The organism is Streptomyces sp. NPDC050534 (assembly GCF_044457745.1).
GTDB lineage: Bacteria > Actinomycetota > Actinomycetes > Streptomycetales > Streptomycetaceae > Streptomyces.
Genome location: NZ_JBITHF010000007.1, coordinates 26060 through 49340, shown reverse-complemented (window position 1 = coordinate 49340; position 23281 = coordinate 26060). Strand labels below are relative to the sequence as shown.

The window sequence follows — 23281 nt, the reverse complement described above, 5'->3', positions numbered from 1 at the left end:
CCCGCGGATCTACGGCCGGTAGGGCAGTTGGGGCACGTCGAAGCAGGTGCTGTTCATGTCGCCCTGGGACACCCAGCCCTTGCCGTCCTGCCAACGGGCCACCGACAGGCAGGTTCTGCGGTGCTTCGGCGGCTCGGCCAGCCGATCGAACGCGACCGGAACCAGCAGTCCGCCGGCGGTGTAGTTCTCGCTGCGGTTCATGAAGGCGTCGACGCACGCGCGCGTGATCCCCTTCCGCGCACAGGACTTGGCGGCGTCCGTGAACCACATGCCGGCCGCCCAGCCCTCCAACTGCCACTGGGAGTGCGTCTTCAGCCCCTTGGTGGCGTCCCTGAACCGCCGCACGGCCGCGTTGCCCGTGTCCTGGTAGTTGCGGCTGGAGCCGGTCGCCCAGAGCGCGTTGCGGCACCGCGGGGAGTCCTTGTAGTCGTCGGCGACGGTGGACGTCCAGTTCTGCACGTTGGTGACCTTGGCGATCACCTTGGCGCCGACCTGGTCCATCGCCCGGCACAGCTGGGCGTTGCCGTGGGTGTCGATGGCGTCGAAGACCAGGTCGGCACCCTGATCCTTCAAGTCGGCTGCGGCGGCACGGAAGTTGGGCAGCGCGAAGTCGACCTCCTCGGTGACCACCTTGTAGCCCTCGGCCTTCAGGCCCTGCACGACGAGGCGGGCGTAGGCCGCGGAGGACGCCTGGTTGTACGACACCACGGCCGCCGTGCGGGCGCCCTTCTCGCGCTTGAAGTAGCGGTAGACCTCCGTGCCGCCGTAGAGCTTCCCGCCCCAGCCGGAGGTGCCGTCGCGGGGCGCGAGGCTGCCGTAGATGCCGTACAGGTGGGGCCAGGTGTCGTAGGCCGCGCCGATGGGCTGACCGCCGATGTCGGGCACGCGCGCCTGGGAGACGCGGGAGGCGCCCTCGTAGTCCAGGGCCGTGGTGGCGACGAGGGCGACCACCTTGTCGTCGTCGATCAGCCGGCGCACGCAGGTGTTGTTGCCGACGCCGCTGCCGCCGTCGTCGCACTCACGCACCTCGACGGGGTGACCGTCGATGCCCCCTTGCGCGTTGAGCCGGTCGAACCACGCCTTGGCGCCGTCGCGCGGGCCCGTGAAGGTGTTGCCCCCGACCGGGCTGGTGGCGCTCGTGACGATGCCGACGCGGACGGGCGCGGCGCCGCTCGACGCGGGCGCGTTCGTCCGGCCGTGCTCGAAGTCGCTCTCCGGCAGCCGGCTGCCGCAGGCCGTGCCCATCAGGAGCAGCAGCACCGCGGCGGCGGTCTCAGCAGCCGGGGAGCGCCGAAGCCGAGGCATTTCCGCTCATGCCGACCAGTGCGCACAGGGTGTTGACGGAGACCTTCCAGGTGCCGTCCTGCTCGACGGCCGTCCCGGAGGCGTTCGGCAGCGCGGTCGCGCCCTTCAGGGTCAGGTCGTAGGTCACGGTCGCCTTGGCCGGCGAGGTGAACTCGACCTTCGTCACCTTGGCCTGCACCTCGCCGCCACGCTGGTCACCGCCGAAGGCCTGCATGACCGGGCCCATCCTGTCGCCGTTCTCCAGGACCGCCTGCTTGTCCTTGGTGGACGTGGCCGGGTCGAAGAACTTCTTCCAGTTCTCCCGGATCTGCTTCGTGGCGGCCGCCGGATCGGCCGGCGCCGTCGCCGGGGCGCTCGTCGTCCGCTGCACGGACGGAGTGGGAGGAGCGCTCGCGCTGCCGCCGCCGCTGTTGTCGCTGCACGCCGCAAGGACCGGGACGAAGACGAGCACGAGGGCGGCGAGCGCCGCCGTGCCCCGCCCCACCGCCCTTGGACCGCGCCCCACTTGTGCCTTCCCCCGCCTGAGGTCGCTCCCGAGAACCATCTGGCTCACCACCGGGTGTCGGTCCGGGCAAGGTGCGCCCGGTGCTTTCAGGGTCAGCTTCCACAGGGCATAGTGCAAGTCCATCGGCTTACATGGAATACCTCCAGACACATGCACCGGAACGCGACGTGTGGGAGCCAGCGATGCGGACAGGCCGACTGCGGAGTGTGCACCCCGTCCTGTGGGCCGGCTGGGCCGCGCTCGCCACGGGCGCGGTGCTGTGCGTCATCGGCTGGTACGGCATCTCCGGCGAGCGGTACGCGGAGCGCCAGTTGCCCTACCTCGCCTCCTGCACGGTCCCAGGCGCGGCACTGATCGTCGCCGGTGCGGTACTGCTCACCCAGGGGCGCAACGCGCTGGCCGCCGCGCGCGTGGAGGAGTTGTACGGCCTGCTGGTGGCCGCCGGTTCCGCCGACGCCGAGGAGTCGGGACCCGCGGCGGCCGCCCTGCCCCTCGCGGTGAGCGGCGACCTGCTGATGGTGCCGGGCGGCACGCTCTGGCACCGCGCCGACTGCCCGCTGGTGGCCGGGAAGGTGGAGGCCGTGCCGGTGGACACGAAGCTGATCACGAGCGGTGAACTGGGCCCGTGCCCGATCTGCGAGCCCACCGGCGACACCGACTGATGTCCTCGCTGACCTACGACCTGACGCTGGCCGGCCTCTCCGTCGGCAGCGCGGCCGCGCTCACCGGAATCGGCCTGATCGTGACGTACCGCGCGACCGGGGTGCTCAACTTCGCGCACGGCGCGATCGCGATGGTGTGCGCGTACGTGCTGCGGCAGTGCGTGGTCGAGTGGGGCTGGCCGCTGTGGCTGGCGGCGACGGTGACGCTCGTGTTCCTGGCTCCGGGAATCGGCGTGGCCCTGGAGCGGTTCGTGTTCCGGCCGCTGGCGGTCCTGGGCGGCGACCCGGCGCAGACGCTCGTCGCCTCGATCGGGGTCTTCGTGCTGCTGGTCGGCGGCGCGGCGGTGCTGTGGGGGCAGGGCGCACGGGACGACGCACCGGAGCTGGTGTCGGCCGATCCGTGGGGGCAGCTGGGCGTGGCGCTCGTGCTGGCCGCGGGGGTCGGGACGGTGATCCGCCGGACGCGGTTCGGCACGGAGCTGCGGGCCGTGGTCGACGACCGGCAGCTCGCGGTGCTCGGCGGGATCGACGCGGACCGGGTGGCGGCCGCGGGCTGGGCGTTCGGTTCCTTCACGGCGGGCCTGACGGGCGTGCTGCTGGCGCCCTACGTCCGCCTCGACCCGTACGGGCTGCCGCTGCTCGTCATGGAGGTCGTGGCGGTCGCGGTGGCGGCGCGGATGCGCAGCCTGCCGGTGGCCGTCGTCGTCGCCCTGGGCATCGGGGTCGCACAGAGCCAGCTGACGCGGCTGCATCCCTCCGGCTGGGGCGAACCCCTGCTGCAGGCGGTGGGCGCGAACCTGTTCGTGGTGGCCCTGCTGGTGGCGGCCCTGGCCCTCCCCCGCATCGGCACGCGCGACGCCCTGCCCCGCACGGCCTCCGCGCGCGTGCCGACGCCGCAGGGCGCGTGGATCGTGGCGGTCGTCCTCTTCCTGCTGCCGCTCGGCTTCGCCGGCCCCGACCTGCACACGTCCGTCCAGGTGCCGGCGCTGGGCGTGGTCCTGCTCTCCCTGGTGGTGGTCACCGGCCGCGGCGGCCAGATCTCGCTGGGGCAGGCGGCGTACGCGGGTCTGGGCGCCCTGTTCACGGCGCTGCTCGCGGCGGGCCGCTTCCCGGGGCTGCCCCGGCTGCCCGAACTGGCCGCGCTGGCCGCGGCGGTGGTCCTCGTCGCCCCCCTCGGCCTGCTGACCGGCTGGCCGGCCATCGGCCGCCGGGGCCTCGCCCTCGCGCTCGCGACGTTCGCGGTGGGCGTCGGCGTGAGCCGCTTCGTCTTCGCCCAGCCGTACGCCACCTCCGGGCTCGCGCTGGGCCGCCCGGCGGGCTTCGACGGCGACCACGCCTACTACGTCCTCGAACTGGCCCTGCTGGCAGCCGCGTTGCTGGCGACCCGGGCACTGCGCCGGGGCCGCACGGGCCGGGCCCTGGCGGCCATGAGGGACCACGAGGCGGGCGCCTCGGCGGCGGGCGTCCAGGTCCCCTCGCTCAAACTCCTGGCCTTCGTCTCGGGCGCCGCGCTGGCCGCCCTCGGCGGCGGCCTGCTCGGCATGGGCGTCCGCGCCTTCGACCCCACCGCCTACGACCCCGTCCGCGGCCTGCTGTGGTTCGCCGCGGTGGTGGTCCTGGGCGCCGACAGCACCCTGGGCGCCCTCCTGGCGGCCGCCTTGCTGGTGGGCCTGGACGCGGGCGCGAGGGGCGGTGTGGCGGCGGCCCTGATCGGCGTACTGGCGGTCCTGGTCGGACGGTTCCCGGGAGGGCCGTACGAGGCGCTGCGGACGGGGGCGGAACGCCTGCGTCTGCGCCGGAGCGCACGGTTGACGCCGGTGGGGTTGCGCGCACGCAACCGGCTACGGCCGGCAGCCGCCGACGGTGGCCGGCCCCCACAGGGGCCACCCGCACCCGAGATCGAAAGGGATACCGGTGGTGCGGGTGGGAACACAGATGCGGCCGAAGGCCGGGTGCACCAAACCGAACCCGCACCAACTCTCACAGCTCAGGCCCTGCACGCCCGCTACGGCACCTTCACCGCCCTGGACGGCGTGGACCTGAACGTCACCCCCGGCCGGATCACCGCGATCGTGGGCCCCAACGGCGCGGGCAAGAGCACCCTGTTCCACTGCCTCGCAGGCACTCTGCGCCCCACCCACGGCCGAGTGGGCCTCGGCGCACGCGACATCACCCGCCTCCCCGCGCACGCCCGCACCCGCCTCGGCATCGCCCGGACCTTCCAGCAACTCGCCGTCTTCCCCTCCCTGACCGTCGCCGAGAACGTCCGCGTAGGCGCCGAACAGGGCCGCCTGCGCGACCCGGGAGCCGTGGAGCGCGCACTGCGGCTGCTGGCCCTCGACGGGCCGCAGCGGTCGCTTCCCGCCGCCGGGCTCCCCACCGGCACGCTGCGCCGCGTCGAACTCGCCCGGGCCGTGGCCGGCAGCCCCCGCGTCCTGCTGCTCGACGAGCCCGCGGCCGGCCTCGACAGCGCCGAAGTCACCGCCCTGGCCCGCGTGCTGAAGGCCCTCGCGGCGGACGGCACCGCCCTCCTCGTCGTCGAGCACGACCTCGACCTGGTCTCCGACCTCGCGGACGTCGTGCACGTGATGACGGCCGGCCGCATCATCGCCTCGGGCCCGCCCGCCCACGTGCTCGACGCGCTCGGCACCACGGGGGCGGGTGCATGACCACCCTCTCGCTGCGGCACGCGCGCGTGCGCTACGGCCCCCTGGAGGCCCTGCACGGCGTCACCCTCGCCGCCCCGGGCCCCGGCCTCACCGTCCTGCTCGGCCGCAACGGCTCCGGCCGTACGACGGCCCTGCGCGCACTGGCCGGAACGGTGCCGCTGTCCGGTGGCGCGGTGGTCTGGGACGGCGTCGACGTGAGCCGGATGCCGGCCTTCGAGCGGGCCCGCCGCGGACTGTGCCTGGTCCCCGAGCGACTGGCGGTCTTCGGCTCCCTGACGGTGCGCGAGAACCTGGAGCTGACCGCCCGCGACCACGCCGCCGCCCTCGACGCCTATCCGCAGCTGGCGCCCCTGCTCCCCCGCCGCGCCGGCACCCTCTCCGGCGGCGAGCAGCGCATGCTCGCCCTCTCCCGTGCCCTGCTGGCACGCGCGCGCGTGGTGCTCGTCGACGAGCCCGCGCAGGGCATGTCGCCCACGGTCGCGGCCCGCACGTACGAACTCCTGGGCGCCCTCGACGCGTGCGTCGTGGTGGCGGAGCAGCGGTTGCCGCCAGGGCTCCAGGACCGCGCCGGGGTGCTGGTGTACGAACTGCGGCGGGGCGCCGTCGTGTTCAGCGGCGAGCCGGGTGAGCTGGAGCGTCGGTCAGGGGCGGGCCGAACTCCGCGCGGGGGTGCGGCTCCTGAGCGCCGTCCGAGTCCTCCGGCGTGACCGGCAGCGTGCCGGGGTCCGCCTGGTCCGGGCTGCTGCCGGTCATGTCGTCGTCGGACGGGTAGAGCCCGGGCAGGCCGCCGTGGACGCCGAGCAGTTCCACGATCGACGCCAGCGTCCGGCCGGGTCGCGCCGCGAGCACGCGTCCCTCCAGCCGGTACCGGTCCGAGCAGACGGGCCAGGAGTTCCAGCCCTGCTCGGCCAGCACCTTCTTGGCGACGCTGATCTGCTCCTCGCGCGAGGCGAGGTCCGCGCGCGCGGCGAACTTCAGCCCGCCGAACGCCTTCCAGGTGGACTGCGCGAACTGCAGGCCCCCGTAGTAGCCGTTCCCGGTGTTGGCGTTCCAGCGCCGGCCGCTCTCGCACTCGGCGAGACAGCCCCAGGGCCAGTGGTCCTTGGCGCATTCGTGGGCCGCGCGCGCCGGAAGCGCGCGGGAAGTCAGGGGTGCCGGCGCGGCCTGGGCGGCGGCGGGGGCGAGGAGGCCGGAGAGGGCGGCGGCCACGACGAGTGCGATCGGCGTGCCGTAGGTGCGACACCTGTGGAGCGTGCGGTGCCTGCGGGGCGTGCCGTGCCTGCGGTGCGTGCGCAACATCGGCCCAACGTAAGCACTGGTCGGCCCGTGGCCGCTCCGGCGCGTCCGGAGCGGCCACGGGCCCCACCCGGTCGGACGACCGGAGGGGGCCCGTGCCCGGCGCGGGGAGCGGCTCAGAGCTGGAGCTGCTGCCCGGGCACGATCACATCGGGGTCACCGCCGATGACGGTCCTGTTGGCGGCGTACAGCTTCTGCCAGGTGGTCCCGTGCCGGGCGGCGATCTTGCTCAGGGTGTCGCCCGGGCGGACGGTGTAGTCACCGCGGGAGGAGCCACGGCTCGCATGGCCCGTCGAGCGTGCCGGCGCCTTCGACGGCTTCTTCGACGGGGCTGCCTTGGTGGTCTTCGTGGTCCCGGCCGAGTCGGTGGTCACCGAGCCGGAGGAGGCCGGCGCACTTCCGTACGCTCCGGCCCGGGCCGAACAGACGGGCCACGCGCCCCAACCCTGGGCACGCTGGACCTTGCTCGCGACGGCGATCTGCTGGCCCTTGGAGGCCCTGTCGGCCGTCGACGCGTAGGCCGCTCCGCCGTACGCGCGCCAGGTGCCGGCGGAGAACTGGAGCCCGCCGTAGTAGCCGTTACCGGTGTTGATGTGCCAGTTGCCGCCGCTCTCGCACCGGGCGATGCGGTCCCACACTCCGTTGTCGGCAGCCGCGGCGTTTCCGGTCGCGGCCAGCAGCCCGAGCGGGGCGGCGAGCAGCGCGGCCCCGGCGAGAACCGCCGTCGTACGAGTCGGCGTCCTGCGAGCGTTGTCGTGACGAGCGCTGCCGTGAGTGGTATCGGCACATTCGGACATGAAGTTCCCTCTCGAACAACCCGGGGTCCCCCTGAGCCGGGCGCGCCCTCCCCCTCACCTGAGTGGTCGTCACGCCCCGCCCCGTCCGCCGGAGGTGATGCTGAGCTGGCGTGTTGCGGCCGGCGGACGTACCCGAGCGGTGCTCGTTGCACACGGCGGAGGAATCTAGAGAGCCTGTCGACCCGTCAGCAACCAACTCCTTGTCATTCCAGGCCAGTTCGCCGTTACCGCCGGTATCAGCGACTTCCGGACACCCACTTCATTCGTTGATTTCATGATTTGTCGGCCTGACACCGGGGCGATCTGTGACTCACCTCACGAAACCAACTTCCCTGGATTTCCGAGGACTTGACGGTGAGTGCCCGATTCCGTACCTGCGGTGACACTGTGCGGTGGATGGTTCGATTCCGTTCGCCGTCAGGCGTGACTCCCGCCACAGATCACCCGTTGTCTTCTTCATGAGCCCGGGTCCACCCGGTTCACGGGCCGGGAGCCACCCGGCCCCGCCGCGCACCACGACCCCGAGGGAGCCACCCGTGCCGCGCATGCTCGACGTCAGCGACCAGGTACGCGCCGAGATCGGCGACGAAGAAGCCGACCGGCTGCTCGCCGGAGAGAACCCGGGCAGTTACGACTGCACGTCCTGCCGCACCCCGGGCGACTCCGAACAGGAGCGCACCAGCACCGTCCTGTTCATCGGCGAGGAGACCGCGGTCCTCGCCTTCGCCCACGCCACCTGCCTGCCCTCGCAGGTCGTCCAGGTCACCGAGGAGCAGCTGCAGGGCGCGGTGCGGTCCATCTCGGGGAACACCGTGGACATGGACACCGCGCAGGCCGTTCCGGAGCAGGCCGTGCTCGGCGTGACGAGCGGACTCGTCCTGATCTCCGGGGAGTTGCACCCGGCGCTGGTCGTCGAGCCGACCGGACCCATCGTGCGGCCCGGCACCACGGGGGCCGGCGACGACTTCCTGCCGCTGCTCATCGAGCAGGGTTTCATGCCGCTGATGCAGCTGACCGAGGTGCCGCCGGTGCTGCACGGCTGGTCGGTGCTGCTCGCCATGGGCCAGCTGCACGCGGTGCTCCAGCCCGGCAGCAACGGCGGGCAGCCGGTGGCCTGGTGGCAGGCGCATCAGCCGCTCCAGGTCACCGAGGGCTGGCGGGCCGCCGCCAACAAGCTCCAGCAGGTGCTCCTGTTCGCCGCCCCGGTGGGCTCCATCGGCCGCCAGCCCCGCGAGGACCTGCTGCGGGACGCGCTGGACAAGGCGGCGGCCAACGGCAAGCTGGTCGGTGTCGCCATGCCTCTCGCCGGGACGTGAGTGCGCCCTGCGCGTGCGCCCAACGGGGCCGGTCCTGACCGCATCCCTTGAAGTCCGGGGTCGTTTGGACATACGTGCACCCATACGACGTTCCCCGCCGCCAGTCCCTCCAGCCGATTCCGTCCGCGCGGTCGGCCCAGGACGTCTCGGGCGGCTCATCGGCCACGCCCATCTACGACGCGCTCTACGCCGAGTACGTGAGGTCCTTTCGTACGCTGCCGGGTGACCGCAGCGGCGAGGAGGAGCTGGGGTTCACCGCTTTCGGGAACATGCACGGTGCGGGGATGTACGCCAGACACCGGCCGGGCTCCTTCAGCAGCTCCTACAGCGCCTACAGCGCGGGGGCCGTCAGTGCCCGGCAGCAGTCGCAGTGGCAGCGCGTCGGGTCGGCCGGGCAGCAGGCCACGGGGCTGCACCACTCGCCGGCGGCGCTGCCGCCCGGCCCGCGCGGCGTCCACTGACGCCACGGACATGGCGGAGGGGCGGTCCCGGCCGGGACCGCCCCTTCGCCATGCCGCGCTACTTCTTCCTGCCGCGCTTCTCGCGCACCCGCACCGAGATGTGGATCGGCGTCCCGTCGAAGCCGAACTCCTCACGCAGCCGGCGCTCGACGAAGCGCCGGTAGCCCGCCTCGATGAAACCGGAGGCGAACAGCACGAACCGCGGGGGCTTGGTGCCGGCCTGCGTGCCGAAGAGGATGCGGGGCTGCTTGCCGCCGCGGACCGGGTGGGGGTGGGAGGCGACCAGCTCGCCGAGGAAGGCGTTCAGACGGCCGGTGGGCACGCGGGTCTCCCAGCCCGCGAGCGCCGTCTCGATCGCCGGGACCAGCTTCTCCATGTGGCGGCCGGTCTGCGCCGAGACGTTGACCCGGGGCGCCCAGGCCACCTGGGCGAACTCGGTCTCGATCTCCCGCTCCAGGTAGTAGCGGCGCTCCTCGTCGAGGGTGTCCCACTTGTTGTAGGCGATGACCAGGGCGCGGCCCGCCTCGACCGCCATGGTGACGATCCGCTGGTCCTGGACGGAGATGGACTCGGAGGCGTCGATCAGGATGACCGCCACCTCGGCCTTCTCGACGGCGGCCGCGGTACGCAGCGAGGCGTAGTAGTCGGCGCCCTGCTGGAGGTGGACGCGCTTGCGGATGCCGGCCGTGTCGACGAACTTCCAGGTGACGCCGCCGAGTTCGATGAGCTCGTCGACCGGGTCGCGGGTGGTGCCCGCCATCTCGTTGACGACGACGCGCTCCTCGCCCGCCACCTTGTTGAGCAGGGAGGACTTGCCGACGTTCGGGCGGCCGATGAGGGCGATACGGCGGGGGCCGCCGATCCCGGCGCCGCCGAAGGTCTGCTCGGGAGCGTCCGGCAGCGCCTCCAGGACGGCGTCCAGCATGTCGCCGGTGCCGCGGCCGTGCAGGGCGGAGACCGGGTGCGGCTCGCCGAGGCCCAGCGACCACAGGTAGGACGCGTCCGCCTCGCCGCTCGGGCCGTCGACCTTGTTGGCGGCCAGCACGACGGGCTTGCCCGCCTTGCGCAGCAGCCGTACGACCGCCTCGTCGGTGTCGGTGGCGCCGACCTTGGCGTCGACGACGAACACGACGGCGTCGGCGGCCTCGATCGCGTACTCGGCCTGGGCGGCCACGGAGGCGTCGATACCGAGGACGTCCTGCTCCCAGCCGCCGGTGTCGACGACCTTGAAGCGGCGGCCCGCCCACTCCGCCTCGTAGGTGACGCGGTCGCGGGTGACGCCGGGCTTGTCCTCGACGACCGCCTCGCGGCGGCCGATGATCCGGTTCACGAGGGTCGACTTGCCGACATTGGGGCGGCCGACGACGGCGAGGACGGGCAGCGGTCCGTGACCGGCCGCCTCGATGGCGCCCTCCACGTCCTCGAGGTCGAAGCCCTCTTCCGCGGCGAGCTCCATGAACTCCGCGTACTCGGCATCGCCAAGTTCTCCGTGGTCGTGCTCTTCGGAAGAGCCCTCGGAGTGGATGTGGTCGTTCATGAAGTCCGTACCTCGTTCATCGTGGTGGTCGGTGGAACACGCGGGTTTCGCCCGGTTGATCCACTACTCAGTGTCGCCTAGCGGCTGGTGAGCCGCCTGGCGTTTTCCAGGTGCGCGCCGAGCTGTTTCTGGATGCGCTCGGTCGCCTCGTCGAGCGCCTTGCGCGTACGCCGTCCGCTTCCGTCGCCCGCCTCGAAGGGGTCGCCGAAGACGACGTCGACACGGCTGCGCAGCGGAGGCAGCCCCTTCACCAACCGTCCCCGCCGCTCGGAACTTCCCAGCACGGCGACCGGCACGACCGGGGCGCCGCTGCGGACGGCGAAGTACGCGAGCCCGGCGCGCAGGGAGGCGAAGTCGCCCTCGCCGCGGGTGCCCTCCGGGAAGATGCCGAGGATCCCGCCGCCCGACAGCACGTCCAGGGCCTGGGTTATGGCCGTGCGGTCGGCGGCCGAGCGGTCCACCTTCAGCTGGCCGATGCCCGTCAGGAACGGCCCCAGCGGCCCGACGAACGCTTCCTTCTTGATCAGGAAGTGCATCGGCCGGGGCGAGACGCCGAGGACCATCGGGCCGTCGATGTTGTGCGCGTGGTTGACGGCGTAGATCGCCGGACCGGTCGCCGGTACCTTCCAGGCGCCGAGCACGCGCGGCCGCCACAGGCCGTACATCAGGCCGACGCCGATGCGCCGCCCGACCTCGGCACCTTTCTCGGAAGGCTGCCGGGGCGGCGCGTAGCGCCTCGATGAGGGGCGGTGGTCGGGTGACGGGTGGGCTGTCACTTCCCGGCCCGCTTCTCCTCGACGAGGGTGACGACGCACTCGATGACCTGGGTCAGCGTGAGTTCGGTGGTGTCCACCTCGACCGCGTCGTCCGCCTTGGCGAGCGGCGAGGTCTTGCGGGAGGAGTCGGCCGCGTCGCGCTTGATCAGCGCCTCGCGGGTGGCGTGCACGTCGGCACCCTTGAGCTCGCCGCTGCGGCGTGCGGCGCGGGCCTCGGGAGAGGCGGTGAGGAAGATCTTCAGGTCGGCGTCCGGCAGCACGGTCGTACCGATGTCACGGCCCTCGACCACGATGCCCTTCTCCGCCGCTGTGGCCACCGAGCGCTGCAGCTCGGTGATCCGGGCCCGCACCTCGGGCACCGCGCTGACGGCGCTGACCTGGGAGGAGACCTCCTGGGTGCGGATCGGTCCGGCCACGTCCACGCCGTCGACCGTGATCGTGGGGTGCGCCGGGTCCGTGCCGGAGACGATCTCGGGCTTGCCGGCCACGGCGGCGATCGCGGACGGGTCGTCGACGTCGATCCCGTTGGTCACCATCCACCAGGTGATCGCCCGGTACTGGGCCCCGGTGTCCAGGTAGCTCAGGCCGAGCTGCGCGGCGACGGCCTTCGACGTGCTCGACTTGCCGGTGCCTGCGGGGCCGTCGATGGCGACAATCACGGGCTGGGCGGCGCCGTTTTCCACGGGGGGACACCTTCCTGGTGCAGTGTGGCGAGGGGGGCGGGGCACGAGGGCGCCCCGCACAAGGTTACTGGCTCGCCGGCACCCTTCTTACAGGCGGATGATCCGGGTGATCACCGGGGCGGGGTGGGCCTGGTCACTGCCGGATGGCCCAGCCCCGCTCGCGCAGCGCCGCCGTGAGGACCGGCGCCGTCTGCGGCTCCACCATCAGCTGCACCAGACCCGCCTGCTGACCGGTCGCGTGCTCGATGCGCACGTCCTCGATGTTGACCCCGGCCCGGCCGGCGTCGGCGAAGATCCGGGCCAGCTGACCGGGCTGGTCGTCGATGAGGACGGCCACGACCTCGTAGGCCCGAGGTGCGGACCCGTGCTTGCCCGGGACCCGCACCTGCCCGGCGTTGCCGCGCCGCAGGACGTCCCGGATGCCGGCCGTGCCCTCGCCCCGCTTGGCCTCGTCGGAGGACTGCAGGGACCGCAGGGCCTGGACCGTCTCGTCGAGGTCGGCGGCGACTTCGGAGAGCAGGTCCGCCACCGGCCCGGGGTTCGCGGACAGGATGTCGATCCACATCCGGGGGTCGGACGCGGCGATCCGGGTGACGTCCCGGATGCCCTGACCGCACAGCCGTACGGCCGCCTCCTCGGCGTTCTCCAGCCGCGCCGCCACCATGCTGGAGACCAGGTGGGGCATGTGGGAGACCAGGGCGACCGCGCGGTCGTGGGCGTCGGCGTCCATGACGACCGGCACGGCACGGCAGTGCGAGACCAGCTCCAGGGCGAGGTTCAGCACCTCGGTGTCGGTGTCCCGGGTCGGGGTGAGCACCCAGGGGCGGCCCTCGAACAGGTCGCCGGTCGCCGCCAGCGGGCCGGACTTCTCGCGGCCCGACATGGGGTGCGTCCCGATGTACGCCGACAGGTCCAGGCCCAGCGCCTCCAGCTCGCGCCGCGGGCCGCCCTTGACGCTGGCCACGTCGAGGTAGCCGCGGGCCGCACCCCGGCGCATGACGTCGGCCAGCACGCCGGCCACATGGGCGGGGGGCGCGGCGACGATCGCGAGGTCGACGGGTCCTTCGGGGGCCTCGTCGGTGCCGGCGCCGAGCGCGGCGGCCGTACGGGCCTGTCCGGGGTCGTGGTCGGCGAGGTGGACGACGACGCCCCGCTGGGACAGGGCGATGGCGGCGGACGTGCCGATGAGACCGGTGCCGATGACGAGCGCGGTTCTCACTGGGCGATGTCCTTGCGCAGGGCGGCCGCGGCGCCGAGGTAGACATGCGCGATGTCGGCGCGGGACCGGTCGGACTCGATGTGCGCGAGGACGCGGACGACGCGGGGCATGGCGCCCTCGATGTCCAGCTCCTGCGCGCAGATCAGCGGCACGTCGACGATGCCGAGCTTGCGGGCGGCGGCCGCCGGGAAGTCGCTGTGCAGATCGGGCGTGGCCGTGAACCAGATGCTGATCAGGTCGTCCGGGGTCAGGGCGTTGCGCTCGATGATGGCGGTGAGCAGGGCCCCGACCTGCTCGTCCATGTGGCCGGCCTCGTCCCGCTCCAGTTGGACGGCTCCCCGGACCGCTCGTACCGCCACGGCTTGGCTCCTTGCTGCTCTACGGATCGGCTCTACGACCGTCCAGCGTAGTCAAGCCCGCGGCGAGCGGGTGGGCGGCGCCCGCCCGCTGAGACGGGAGAGCACCGCGCACACCGCCCGCCGCGGGTACCGGAGACATTGCCAATGTCACCGAATCGCCCCAATTCCGCTACTTGGCGTGAGACGCCCCTGTGCGCCTCTTTACGCCGGGCCCGCGGTCCGCTCTGATGGCAGGACACTCGCCTCGGGGGAGGCCCGTATGAAGCGTCCTGGACCGCTGCTCACCTTGCTCGCGGGACTGCTGCTCGGCCTGTTCATGCTGATTCTCAACACGACGACGGGGACGGAAGCCGCCTCGTCCACGTACAAGAAGGAGCCGCCTGCCGCCACGGCCTCGCCGTCTCCGGCGAGGTCCACCGCGTCTCCGAAGCCGTCGCCGTCGCGGTCTCGGGTGAGCGACGCAAGTTACGCCGGACGGACGGACGACGACTCGTCCGCCGTCGCCGTCTCGGTGCGCGACGGCAGGGCGATCGCGTACTTCTGCGACGGCCGCTCCAAGGAGTCGTGGCTGAAGGGCGACGTCAGGGCCGACGGCAGCATGCGGCTGACCGGCACGGACGGCGCCGAGCTGAACGGCACCGTGAAGGAGAACAAGCGCATCCGCGGCTCTGTCGACATCGGCGGCGGGCACTACGCCTTCACCGCCGACAAGGCCAAGAAGCCGTCCGGGCTGTACCGGGCGACGGCCACCGTGCGCGGGGCGAAGATCGACGGCGGCTGGATCGTCCTGCAGAACGGCAGGCAGGTCGGCGTCGTCACCCGCGACGGGACAGCCGAGGCCGCGCCCACCATCGACCCGGGCACGGGTGCGGTGACGGTCGGCGGACAGCAGCTCACGGCACGTCCTGTGAACCCCTGACACCACCGTCCGCCCCAGGGAGCCGACCATGACCGTCGACCCGAACGCCGCCACGCAGAGCTTCCCGCCCCAGGAGCCGGCCCGCCGCGCCCCGGGCCCCGCCCGCTACCTCGTCCCGGCCCTGGTGGCCGCCTCGGTGGCGGTCGCCCTCGGCGTCTACGGCCGGACGCACGACCCGGCCGGGACCGCCTTCAACATCGCGGGCTTCAGCAGCACGGGCGCCGTGAAGTCCTGGCTTGCGACGACCGCGTTCTTCTTCGCGCTCGTGCAGTTGGTCAGCGCCTTCATGGTGTACGGCAAGCTGCCCGGCCCGCGCTGGGCGCCGAGACTGCACCGCTGGTCGGGACGGATCGCGTTCGTCGTGGCCGTCCCGGTCGCCGTCCACTGCCTGTACGCGCTGGGTTATCAGACGTACGAAACACGGGTGATGGCCCATTCCGTCCTGGGTTGTTTCTTCTTCGGTGTTTTCAGTGCAAAGATGCTGCTGCTCCGCTCGGAGCGGCTGCCGGGCTGGTTGCTGCCGCTCGTCGGCGGACTGGTCTTCACCGCGCTCACCCTGATCTGGCTGACGTCCGCCCTCTGGTTCTTCCGTACGTTCGGAGTGACGACATGACCGACCGCTCGACCCGACGCACGGTCCTGCTCGCGACGGGCGCCGCGACGCTCGCCGCGGGCTGCAGCAAGTACGGCGGCAGCAACGACTCCGGATCGTCCTCCGTGCAGGCCTCCGGCGGGCAGGAGCTGGCGAAGACGGCCGACATCCCGGTCGGCGGCGGCAAGATCTTCAAGAACGAGAAGGTCGTGGTGACGCAGCCGAAGAAGGACGAGTTCAAGGCCTTCTCGGCGATCTGCACGCACCAGGGCTGCACGGTGAGCGCCGTCGCGGACGGCACCATCAACTGCCCCTGCCACGGCAGCAAGTACCACATCGCGGACGGGTCGGTGGCGGGCGGCCCGGCGCCGAAGCCGCTGCCCGCGGAGCAGATCGACGTGCAGGGAAATTCGATCCGGCTGGCGTGAGGCGCCACGTACGCTCCCCGGCATGCAACCCGAGACCCTGGTACGCGACCACACGATCTACGCCTGCGTGATGGGCTCGCGCGCCTTCGGTCTGGCGACGGAGGGCAGCGACACCGACCGGCGGGGCGTGTTCCTCGCGCCCACGCCGCTGTTCTGGCGCTTCGATAAGCCGCCGACGCATGTCGAGGGCCCGGCCGAGGAGCAGTTCAGCTGGGAGCTGGAGCGCTTCTGCGAACTGGCGCTGCGCGCGAACCCGAACATCCTGGAGTGCCTGCACTCCCCGTTCGTGGAGCACGTCGACGACACCGGCCGTGAACTCCTCGCGCTGCGCGAGGCGTTCCTCTCCCGCCGGGCCCAGGAGACCTTCACGCGCTACGCGCTCGGCCAGCGCAGGAAGCTGGAGGCGCACATCCGCATCCACGGCGCCCCGCGCTGGAAGCACGCCATGCATCTGCTGCGCCTGCTGATGACCTCCCGCGACCTGCTGCGCACGGGCGCCCTGACCATCGACGTCGGCGACCAGCGCGAGTCACTGCTGGCCGTCAAGCGGGGCGAAGTCCCCTGGCCCGAGGTCGAGTCCCGGATGAACCGGCTGGCGGGCGAGGCGGACGAGGCCGCCCGTCACAGCCCGCTTCCCGAGGAACCGGACAGGCGCCGCGTCGAGGCCTTCCTCGTACGGGTCCGCCGCTCATCGGCCCTCCAGCCGGATGCGTACGAGGAAGTCGTGCAGGGCGTCGTGGACGGTCGCGGCCCCGGGTAGCGCCGAGGCGGCCTGCGCCTCGTCCAGCGCGGCGTGCAGCCGCTCGACGTCCGCCTGCACGCGCGCGTGATCGACCTCGGCGGCCCCGTGCTCCCGTTCCGCCTTCGCCGCGATCAGGTCCGGCAGGTAGGCCGGCGCGTCCACCTCGCCGAGCAGCGTGGGCAGGTGGGCCTGCACCTCGCCGCTGCGCATCAGATGGATGCCGGTGAGCAGCACCCTGAACGTGTAGAGCAGCGGCTTGAGTTCGCCGGTCTTTCCGAACAGCCGCCACTGCGTGGTCGCGGCTCCAGGACGTAGCCGTTGCGGCGCAGCATCAGCCGGACGAACTTGCGTACGTCGTGCGTGACGAGGTCCATCTCGACGCCGTCCCGGTCCCACATCCGGGACCGGGTCTCCTCGGGCTCCCGCAGCCCGACGAGGTCCGCGGCCGGCAGCAGGTGCGCGCCGCGCAGGTCCACGTCCGAGTCGCGGGACGGGAAGCCGTAGAGATGTGCGCCGGAGACGGTCGCGAACAGCACCGGGTCGGGCTGTTCGGCGACCACCGGCGTGAGGTCGATGGAGAGGGCGTCGATCATCTCTCAAGAATCCCAGAGGGCCCCGAGGGTCAGCAGGTCGCTCCCGTACTCGACGCGGTCGGCCCACTCGCTCGGCCAGGCGTCCGCCCCGGTCCAGGCGCCCGCGAAGGCACCCGCGAGCGCGGCGACGGAGTCGGAGTCGCCGGAGGTGCAGGCGGCCCGCCGAACGGCCGTGACCGGTTCGTCGACGAACAGCAGGAAGCACAACAGGCCGGTCGCCAGGGCCTCTTCGGCGACCCAGCCCGCGCCGGTGGCCAGGCACGGGTCGATCTCGGGGGAGACCGTGCGCACGGCGTCCCCGAGGCGGCCGAGGATCGCCAGGCACTCGTCCCAGCCCCGCGCGATGAACGCCTGGGGCGAGGCGTCGCCGGCGCGGGTCCACAGGTCGCCGAGCCAGGGCTGGTGGTAGCGGCTGCGGTTCTCGATGGCGTACGACCGCAGCCGGCCGACGAGTCCGGTCGGCTCGCTGTCCTGGGCGAGCAGCCGTACGGCGTGGGCGGTGAGGTCGGACGCGGCGAGCGCCGTCGGATGCCCGTGCGTCAGTGCGGCCTGCAACTGGGCCGCGCCCGCGCGCTGTTCGTCGCTCAGACCGGGGGTGAGCCCGATGGGCGCCACCCGCATGTTGGCGCCGCAGCCCTTGGAGTCGGTCTGGCTCGCCTCCTGCCAGGGGCGGTGTTCGTCCTTCAGCAGGCCGCAGGCCCGCAGGCAGGTGTTGCCCGGCGCCCGGTTGTTGTCCGGCGACTGGTACCACTTCACGAACTCCTCGCGCAGCGGCCGCTCCAGGCCCTTCGGCGAGAGCACCCCGCGGTCCATGGCCGTGCGCAGCGCCCGCCCCACGGCCAGGGTCATCTGCGTGTCGTCGCTGACGAGCGCGGGCGTCGGCAGTCGCATCTGCCGCCACGGCCCGCACTTGGCGAGGATCGAGGGCACGTCGTCGAACTCGGTCGGGTAGCCGAGCGCGTCCCCGAGGGCGAGACCGGTCAGCGCCCCGGTGGCGGCTTGCTTGTCGACGAGGTCGTTCATGCGGGACGTCCTTCCGGGGACGGTCTCAGGAGGGGCGGGTGCAGGGTCGTGGCCGGTCCCGCGCGGTAGAGCGCGGCGGGTTTGCCGCGGCCGCCGGTCAACCGGGCGCCACCCGCGACGGGTTCGACGAAACCGGGTGTGGCGAGCACCTTGCGGCGGAAGTTGGGCCGGTCGAGCGTGGTGCCCCACACCGTCTCGTAGACCTGCTGAAGCTCGCCGAGGGTGAACTCGGGCGGGCAGAAGGCGGTGGCGAGGCAGGTGTACTCGAGCTTGGCGCCGACGCGTTCGTGGGCGTCGGCCAGGATCACGTCGTGATCGAAGGCGAGCGGGCCCGCCGAGTCGTACGGCAGCCAGCTCGCCCGTGCCGCGTCCGTGCCCGCGTGCGGCTCGGGCGCGTCGGGCAGCAGCGCGGTGAAGGCGACGGACACGACCCGCATACGGGGGTCGCGGCCGGGCTCGCTGTACGTCCGCAGCTGCTCCAGGTGGAGGCCGGCGACGTCCGACAGGCCGGTCTCCTCGGCGAGTTCGCGGCGGGCCGCCGTCTCGGCCGACTCCCGCGGCTCCACGAAGCCGCCGGGCAGCGCCCAGCGGCCGGCGTAGGGCTCCTGCCCGCGCTCGACGAGCAGGACGTGCAGGGCGCCGTCGCGGACGGTGAGGACGGCGAGGTCGACGGTGACGGCGAAGGGCTCGTAGGCGTACTTGTCGTAGCCCGCGTGGTCACGGCTCGCTCGGTCGAAGGCCATGCACACCCACCCCTTTAATGGTCACTACGACTATAAACACGATAGGTGGGCTTCCACAAGGCCGGCCGGGGTAACCGGGCTTCCATGGGCGAGATCCTGGTGGGCACCTGTTCGTGGACGGATCGGGCACTGATCGGCAGCGGGTGGTATCCGAAGGGGCGGCGGGACCCGGAGGGCCGACTGCGCCACTACGCCGAGCAGTTCCCGGTCGTCGAGGTCGACTCGGCGTACTACGCACTGCCCGCCGCGCGTACCAGCCGGCTGTGGGCCGAACGCACCCCGGACGGCTTCGTCTTCGACGTGAAGGCGTTCTCGCTCCTCACCGGACACCCCACGCGCCGCGCCGCGATGCCGGACGGGCTGCCGCCCGAGCCCCGGGACCCGAAGGTGCTGGACGAGGTGTGGGCGCTGTTCACCGAGGGGATCGAGCCGCTGCGCGCGGCCGGGCGGCTCGGCAGCGTGCTCTTCCAGCTGCCGCCGTGGTTCCGGCCCGGAAAGCGGGCCGGTGAGTTCCTGCAGGAGTGCGTCGAGCGAACCGCGGGCTGGCCGGTCTCCGTGGAGTTCCGGCACCCCGGCTGGTGGCGGGCGGAGTGGGCGGACGCGACACGGGCCCTGCTGAGCCGGTACGGCATGACGGCCGTCGCGGTCGACATGACACAGACGCTCCCCACGTCCGTCCCGCCCGTCACACCGGTCACCTCGCCGCGGCTGTCGGTCGTCCGCTTCCACGGCCGCAGCCTGGACTGGGGCACCGGAAGCAAGGAGGACAGGTTCCGCCACGACTACGACGAGGACGAACTCGCCGACTGGCTCCCCAGACTGCGGGACCTGGCCCGGCAGGTCGACCAGGTGCACGTGCTGTTCAACAACTGCTGCGGAGCCGCCGCCGTCCGCGCCGCCGGGCGGATGCGACGGCTGCTCGGCGCCGCCCGCGGTGCCGGCGCGCAGCCCACGGAGACGGCGGGCGAGCCGTGACGGCCCTCAGCCGCGCCGGCCCAGGAAGGCCAGCAGCCGTGCGCCGGGCGAGGCGCACGGCGGTACGGTGACCGGCGCGGCGAACCGCACGCCCCGGTCCTCGTCGGCGACCACGCACCGCGCGACGGGCAGCAGTTCGCCCGCGAGCAAGGCCGGGATGGGGCGCGGTCGCCCGCAGGACTGCGCGACGTCCCATCCGTGGACGGCGATCTCCACCGACCCCACGGCCGCCATCAGCCGCATGTCCAGCGGCAGTTCACCCACCACGACCCGCTCCCCCGGCCCGGCGGCCCAGGCGCCGAGCACGGCGCACGCGCGCGTGCGGAACGCACAGGCCGGATCGGCCCCCTCCGGCTCGTGCGGGAACAGCTCGATCCGCCCGCCCGTCAGCCCCTCGTACAGGGTGTCCAGCGAGTCGTGGAGATGCCCCAGCAGCTCCCGCAGGTCCCATCCGGCGCACGGCGTACCGCGCTCCAGACGTCCGGGTACGACGTCGGCGACGCTGCCCAGCGCGTAGGCGAGCGACCGCTCCAGCAGCTCCCCCGCGTTCACGACGGCACCCGCGCAGCACGCGCGACACGGGCCCTCAGCGGCCCCTCAGGCGCCTGTGGCGGCTCGCCCGGCCCACCGCCGGGCTGCGGGCGCCCGGCGGGGCGCTCCGGCGCCGTAGGACCCGCATGGGCGGCCGTCCTGCCGTGATCGTCGCGGTCCGTCGTCGTAGCCATGCCTGCCACTCCTCTCGCCGGTCACGCACTACAGACCGGCGAGAGGGCGAAAACGCATCGGCCACGACCCGCCCAAGCGCGAACCGTCAGAGATCGACTTCCTGCATCAGCATGCCGACCTCGGTGTTCGACAGCCGCCGCAGCCAGCCCGACTTCTGGTCGCCCAGGGTGATCGGCCCGAAGGAGGTGCGCACCAGCTTCTCGACCGGGTAGCCGGCCTCCGCGAGCATGCGGCGCACGATGTGCTTGCGGCCCTCGTGCAGGGTGACCTCGACCAGGTAGTTCTTGCCGGTCTGCTCGACGACCCGGAAGTGGTCCGCGCGCGCGTACCCGTCCTCCAGCTGGATGCCGTCCTTGAGCTTCTTGCCGAGGTCGCGCGGGATCGGGCCGACGATGGCGGCGAGGTAGGTCTTCTTCACCCCGTACTTGGGGTGCGTCAGCCGGTGCGCCAGCTCGCCGTGGTTGGTGAGCAGGATGACGCCCTCGGTCTCGGTGTCGAGCCGCCCGACGTGGAAGAGCCGGGTCTCGCGGTTGGTGACGTAGTCACCGAGGCACTGCCGGCCCTCGGGGTCCTCCATCGTCGACACGACACCGGCCGGCTTGTTCAGCGAGAAGAACTGGTACGACTGCGTCGCGACCGTCAGGCCGTCGACCTTGACCTCGTCGCTCTCCGGGTCGACCCGCTTGCCCTGCTCCAGCACGATCTCGCCGTTGACCTCGACCCGCGCCTGCTCGATCAGCTCCTCGCAGGCACGCCGGGAGCCGTAGCCCGCGCGCGCGAGGACCTTCTGCAGCCGCTCGCCCTCCTGCTCGGCGCCCGGGAAGGTCTTGGGCACCTTCACGTCCTTCTTGCCGGCGTACCGCTCCCGGTTGCGCTCCTCGGCACGGGCGTCGTACTCACGGGAACTCGCCGGAGCCGTACGGCCGCGCCCGGTGCCCTGCCCTTGCCTCGGCCCGCCCTTGGCGCCGCCGCGCGCCGAGGCGCCGCGACCCGACTTCGGGCCGTCCTGGGTGGCGCCGGGGCCGACGTCGTAGCGCCGCTCCTCCGGGCGCGGCTTCTTCGGCCGGCCTCCCTGCTTGTCGTCACGGGAGTTGCCGGCGCCGCGGTAATTGCCGCGGCCACCGCTGCTCCCGCCGCGGCCGCCGCTGTTGCCACCACGGCTCCCGCCGTTGTTTCCGCTGCTGTTCCTGCCGCTGCTGCTTCGCATCAAAGTTCCGTCTTGTCGTCTGCGTCCTCGGAATCCGGAGCGTCCGGATCGAACGACGGGACCCCTTCCAGTGTCTCGGCCTCGATCGCCTCCGCCTCCGGGAGGAAGGGCGCGAGCTCCGGGAGCTCGTCCAGACCGCGCAGGCCCATCCGCTCCAGGAAGTAGTTCGTCGTCGTGTACAGGATCGCACCTGTTTCGGGTTCCGTGCCCGCCTCCTGGACCAGACCCCGCTGCAGGAGGGTCCGCATGACCCCGTCACAGTTGACTCCCCGTACCGCCGAGACGCGGCTGCGGCTGACCGGCTGGCGGTAGGCGACGACCGCGAGGGTCTCCAGGGCGGCCTGGGTCAGGCGGGCCGTCTGGCCGTCCAGCACGAGCCGCTCGACGGCGGGCGCGTACTCGGCGCGGCTGTAGAAACGCCAGCCGCCGGCCACGAACCGCAGCTCGAAGCCGCGGCCCTGCACGGCGTAGTCGTCGGCCAGCTCCCGCAGCGCGTCGCCGATCTGCCGCTTGGGCCGCTCCAGGATCTTCGCCAGGTGCTCCTCGCTCGCGGGCTCGTCCACGACCATGAGGACGGCCTCCAGGGCCGGCTTGAGGTCGAGGTCGGCGACGCTGCGCAGCCCCGCCGGGAGGTCCGCGGTCTCCTCGGTCATGCCTTCTTCTCCTCCTTGGGGACCTCGGGCGGCCGGTCGAACTCGTCGGTCACCGTCGGCGCCCCGTCGCCCTCCCCGCCGGTCCAGCGCACGATCAGGTCGCCGAGCGCGGTCTCCTGGTCCAGTGCGACGGCCTTCTCGCGGTACAACTCCAGCAACGCCAGGAACCTCGCCACGACGGTCAGGGTGTCGTCGGTGTCCTCGACCAGGGCCCGGAAACTGGCCTCGCCGAGTTCCCGCAGGCGCGCGATCACGATCCCGGCCTGCTCCTGCACGCTCACCAAGGGCGCGTGGATGTGGTCGACGTACACCTGCGGCTTGGGCTTGGGCTGCATCGCCTTGACCGCGAGCTTCGCGAAGCCCTCGGGGCCGATGCTGATGACCACTTCGGGCAGCAGCTCGGCGTGGTGCGGTTCGAGGCCGACGGTACGGGGGTAGCGGCGGGCCTCCTCCGCCAGCCTCGCGTTGAAGATGTCGGCGATCTGCTTGTACGCGCGGTACTGCAGAAGCCGCGCGAACAGCAGGTCGCGGGCCTCCAGCAGCGCGAGGTCCGCCTCGTCCTCGACCTCGGCGGAGGGCAGCAGCCGGGCGGCCTTCAGGTCGAGCAGCGTCGCCGCTACGACCAGGAACTCGGTCGTCTGGTCCAGGTCCCAGTCCGGCCCCATCGCCCGGATGTGCGCCATGAACTCGTCGGTCACCTTCGACAGCGCGACCTCGGTGACGTCCAGCTTGTGCTTGGAGATCAGCTGCAGCAGCAGGTCGAAGGGGCCCTCGAAGTTGGAGAGCCGGACCTTGAAGACACCGTCGTCCGGTTCTTCGGGATCGGCGGCGGGAGCAGAAGCAGGAACCGGAACAACAGGAACAGGAGCCTCAGGCAGCGGCTCCGGCTCCGGCTCCGGCTCGGGTGCGACGACCGCGGGTTCCGGCATCACGGGTTCCGGGACCACCGGTTCCCGCTCCACGAACTCCGGCTCCGGCTCGACCGGCGGAGCACCAGGTGCCGCGCCCGGACCCCGCCCCAGCACACGCCGCCGACCGCCGGAGGCACCGGCGCCGGGGGCGGGAGAGTCGTTCGAGGTCATGGCCCCCGCAGGC

At 72.6% G+C, this 23281-nt stretch carries 25 protein-coding genes and 1 pseudogene; 10 read left to right on the top strand and 16 right to left on the bottom strand.

All coding sequences use genetic code 11. The annotated features are described in order from the left end of the window. Positions 1–9: 9 nt before the first annotated feature. Both ACIBN2_RS23110 and ACIBN2_RS23105 read right to left on the bottom strand, forming a co-directional pair. Positions 10–1305: an ABC transporter substrate-binding protein gene (locus ACIBN2_RS23110; protein WP_399136780.1), complete on the bottom strand. Its 1296-nt coding sequence runs from the start codon at positions 1303–1305 to the stop codon at positions 10–12. Further along, complete coding sequence (locus tag ACIBN2_RS23105; protein ID WP_399136778.1) at positions 1274–1849, bottom strand: hypothetical protein; 576 nt, start codon at positions 1847–1849, stop codon at positions 1274–1276. The genes ACIBN2_RS23110 and ACIBN2_RS23105 overlap by 32 nt, the downstream gene beginning before the upstream one ends. A 143-nt stretch (positions 1850–1992) precedes the next feature. Between ACIBN2_RS23105 and ACIBN2_RS23100 the strand changes: the two genes are divergently transcribed. Genes ACIBN2_RS23100 through ACIBN2_RS23090 form a run of 3 tightly spaced genes read left to right on the top strand, consistent with a single transcriptional unit; the run spans position 1993 to position 5848 of the window. Further along, positions 1993–2472, top strand: coding sequence for a hypothetical protein (locus tag ACIBN2_RS23100; RefSeq protein ID WP_399136776.1), 480 nt, complete (start codon positions 1993–1995; stop codon positions 2470–2472). After that, complete coding sequence (locus ACIBN2_RS23095) at positions 2472–5141, top strand: ATP-binding cassette domain-containing protein (protein WP_399137449.1); 2670 nt, start codon at positions 2472–2474, stop codon at positions 5139–5141. Before ACIBN2_RS23100 ends, ACIBN2_RS23095 begins: the two co-directional genes overlap by 1 nt. Next, positions 5138–5848: an ABC transporter ATP-binding protein gene (locus ACIBN2_RS23090; protein WP_399136774.1), complete on the top strand. Its 711-nt coding sequence runs from the start codon at positions 5138–5140 to the stop codon at positions 5846–5848. Before ACIBN2_RS23095 ends, ACIBN2_RS23090 begins: the two co-directional genes overlap by 4 nt. Here ACIBN2_RS23090 and ACIBN2_RS23085 read toward each other — a convergent pair. Both ACIBN2_RS23085 and ACIBN2_RS23080 read right to left on the bottom strand, forming a co-directional pair. Beyond that, positions 5751–6440 (bottom strand): transglycosylase family protein, encoded by a 690-nt coding sequence (locus ACIBN2_RS23085; RefSeq protein WP_399136772.1) that lies wholly within the window; start codon positions 6438–6440, stop codon positions 5751–5753. The two genes, ACIBN2_RS23090 and ACIBN2_RS23085, sit on opposite strands and share 98 nt — an antisense overlap. Before the next feature lie 113 nt (positions 6441–6553). Further along, positions 6554–7234 (bottom strand): transglycosylase family protein, encoded by a 681-nt coding sequence (locus ACIBN2_RS23080; RefSeq protein WP_399136771.1) that lies wholly within the window; start codon positions 7232–7234, stop codon positions 6554–6556. Between the two features lie 536 nt (positions 7235–7770). Between ACIBN2_RS23080 and ACIBN2_RS23075 the strand changes: the two genes are divergently transcribed. Next, positions 7771–8550, top strand: a complete 780-nt coding sequence (locus ACIBN2_RS23075) for a hypothetical protein (RefSeq protein WP_399136769.1) — start codon at positions 7771–7773, stop codon at positions 8548–8550. A gap of 74 nt (positions 8551–8624) precedes the next feature. Then, the gene (locus ACIBN2_RS23070; protein ID WP_399136767.1) at positions 8625–9011 is read left to right on the top strand and encodes a hypothetical protein; all 387 of its coding nucleotides are present in this window, start codon (positions 8625–8627) and stop codon (positions 9009–9011) included. A 58-nt stretch (positions 9012–9069) separates the two neighbouring features. Here the strand turns inward: ACIBN2_RS23070 and der are convergent, their stop codons facing one another. The 5 genes from der to aroH form a co-directional block, all read right to left on the bottom strand. Then, positions 9070–10548 (bottom strand): ribosome biogenesis GTPase Der, encoded by a 1479-nt coding sequence (gene der / locus ACIBN2_RS23065; protein WP_399136766.1) that lies wholly within the window; start codon positions 10546–10548, stop codon positions 9070–9072. A 77-nt stretch (positions 10549–10625) separates the two neighbouring features. Continuing rightward, positions 10626–11363 (bottom strand): lysophospholipid acyltransferase family protein, encoded by a 738-nt coding sequence (locus ACIBN2_RS23060; protein WP_399136764.1) that lies wholly within the window; start codon positions 11361–11363, stop codon positions 10626–10628. Further along, positions 11321–12007 (bottom strand): (d)CMP kinase, encoded by a 687-nt coding sequence (cmk, locus tag ACIBN2_RS23055; protein WP_399136762.1) that lies wholly within the window; start codon positions 12005–12007, stop codon positions 11321–11323. Before cmk ends, ACIBN2_RS23060 begins: the two co-directional genes overlap by 43 nt. A 133-nt stretch (positions 12008–12140) precedes the next feature. Beyond that, complete coding sequence (locus tag ACIBN2_RS23050; RefSeq protein WP_399136760.1) at positions 12141–13226, bottom strand: prephenate dehydrogenase; 1086 nt, start codon at positions 13224–13226, stop codon at positions 12141–12143. Then, a complete protein-coding gene (gene aroH, locus ACIBN2_RS23045; protein ID WP_399136758.1) occupies positions 13223–13585 on the bottom strand; it encodes a chorismate mutase in 363 nt (120 codons plus the stop codon). The genes ACIBN2_RS23050 and aroH overlap by 4 nt, the downstream gene beginning before the upstream one ends. A 259-nt stretch (positions 13586–13844) precedes the next feature. Between aroH and ACIBN2_RS23040 the strand changes: the two genes are divergently transcribed. The 4 genes from ACIBN2_RS23040 to ACIBN2_RS23025 are packed head-to-tail and all read left to right on the top strand — an operon-like array spanning position 13845 to position 16284. Then, positions 13845–14504, top strand: a complete 660-nt coding sequence (locus ACIBN2_RS23040) for a hypothetical protein (RefSeq protein WP_399136756.1) — start codon at positions 13845–13847, stop codon at positions 14502–14504. 28 nt (positions 14505–14532) lie between these two features. Next, complete coding sequence (locus ACIBN2_RS23035; protein WP_399136755.1) at positions 14533–15117, top strand: DUF6529 family protein; 585 nt, start codon at positions 14533–14535, stop codon at positions 15115–15117. Next, positions 15114–15524 carry a Rieske (2Fe-2S) protein gene (locus tag ACIBN2_RS23030; RefSeq protein WP_399136753.1) on the top strand — a complete coding sequence of 137 codons (411 nt, stop codon included), beginning with the start codon at positions 15114–15116 and terminating at the stop codon, positions 15522–15524. The genes ACIBN2_RS23035 and ACIBN2_RS23030 overlap by 4 nt, the downstream gene beginning before the upstream one ends. Positions 15525–15546: 22 nt before the next feature. Beyond that, positions 15547–16284 (top strand): DNA polymerase beta superfamily protein, encoded by a 738-nt coding sequence (locus ACIBN2_RS23025; RefSeq protein WP_399136751.1) that lies wholly within the window; start codon positions 15547–15549, stop codon positions 16282–16284. On the opposite strand, the pseudogene ACIBN2_RS23020 reads toward ACIBN2_RS23025, so the two are convergent. The 3 genes and pseudogenes from ACIBN2_RS23020 to ACIBN2_RS23010 form a co-directional block, all read right to left on the bottom strand. Further along, positions 16213–16859, bottom strand: a pseudogene (locus ACIBN2_RS23020) (DNA polymerase beta superfamily protein). The gene ACIBN2_RS23025 and the pseudogene ACIBN2_RS23020 sit on opposite strands and share 72 nt — an antisense overlap. A gap of 3 nt (positions 16860–16862) precedes the next feature. Then, positions 16863–17882 carry an ADP-ribosylglycohydrolase family protein gene (locus ACIBN2_RS23015; RefSeq protein WP_399136750.1) on the bottom strand — a complete coding sequence of 340 codons (1020 nt, stop codon included), beginning with the start codon at positions 17880–17882 and terminating at the stop codon, positions 16863–16865. Beyond that, a complete protein-coding gene (locus tag ACIBN2_RS23010; RefSeq protein ID WP_399136748.1) occupies positions 17879–18625 on the bottom strand; it encodes an NUDIX hydrolase in 747 nt (248 codons plus the stop codon). Before ACIBN2_RS23010 ends, ACIBN2_RS23015 begins: the two co-directional genes overlap by 4 nt. Before the next feature lie 84 nt (positions 18626–18709). On the opposite strand from ACIBN2_RS23010, the gene ACIBN2_RS23005 reads away from it, so the two are divergent. Then, positions 18710–19600, top strand: a complete 891-nt coding sequence (locus tag ACIBN2_RS23005) for a DUF72 domain-containing protein (RefSeq protein ID WP_399136747.1) — start codon at positions 18710–18712, stop codon at positions 19598–19600. Positions 19601–19606: 6 nt separating this feature from the next. On the opposite strand, the gene ACIBN2_RS23000 is transcribed toward ACIBN2_RS23005, so the two are convergent. From ACIBN2_RS23000 to ACIBN2_RS22985, 4 genes are all read right to left on the bottom strand, one after another. Next, a complete protein-coding gene (locus tag ACIBN2_RS23000; protein WP_399136745.1) occupies positions 19607–20152 on the bottom strand; it encodes a TIGR03086 family metal-binding protein in 546 nt (181 codons plus the stop codon). Positions 20153–20411: 259 nt separating this feature from the next. Next, positions 20412–21533, bottom strand: coding sequence for a pseudouridine synthase (locus ACIBN2_RS22995; RefSeq protein ID WP_399136744.1), 1122 nt, complete (start codon positions 21531–21533; stop codon positions 20412–20414). Beyond that, on the bottom strand, positions 21533–22186 hold the full coding sequence (scpB, locus tag ACIBN2_RS22990; protein ID WP_399136742.1) for an SMC-Scp complex subunit ScpB: 654 nt from the start codon (positions 22184–22186) through the stop codon (positions 21533–21535). Before scpB ends, ACIBN2_RS22995 begins: the two co-directional genes overlap by 1 nt. After that, positions 22183–23268 (bottom strand): segregation and condensation protein A, encoded by a 1086-nt coding sequence (locus tag ACIBN2_RS22985; RefSeq protein WP_399136741.1) that lies wholly within the window; start codon positions 23266–23268, stop codon positions 22183–22185. Before ACIBN2_RS22985 ends, scpB begins: the two co-directional genes overlap by 4 nt. Positions 23269–23281 lie beyond the last annotated feature (13 nt).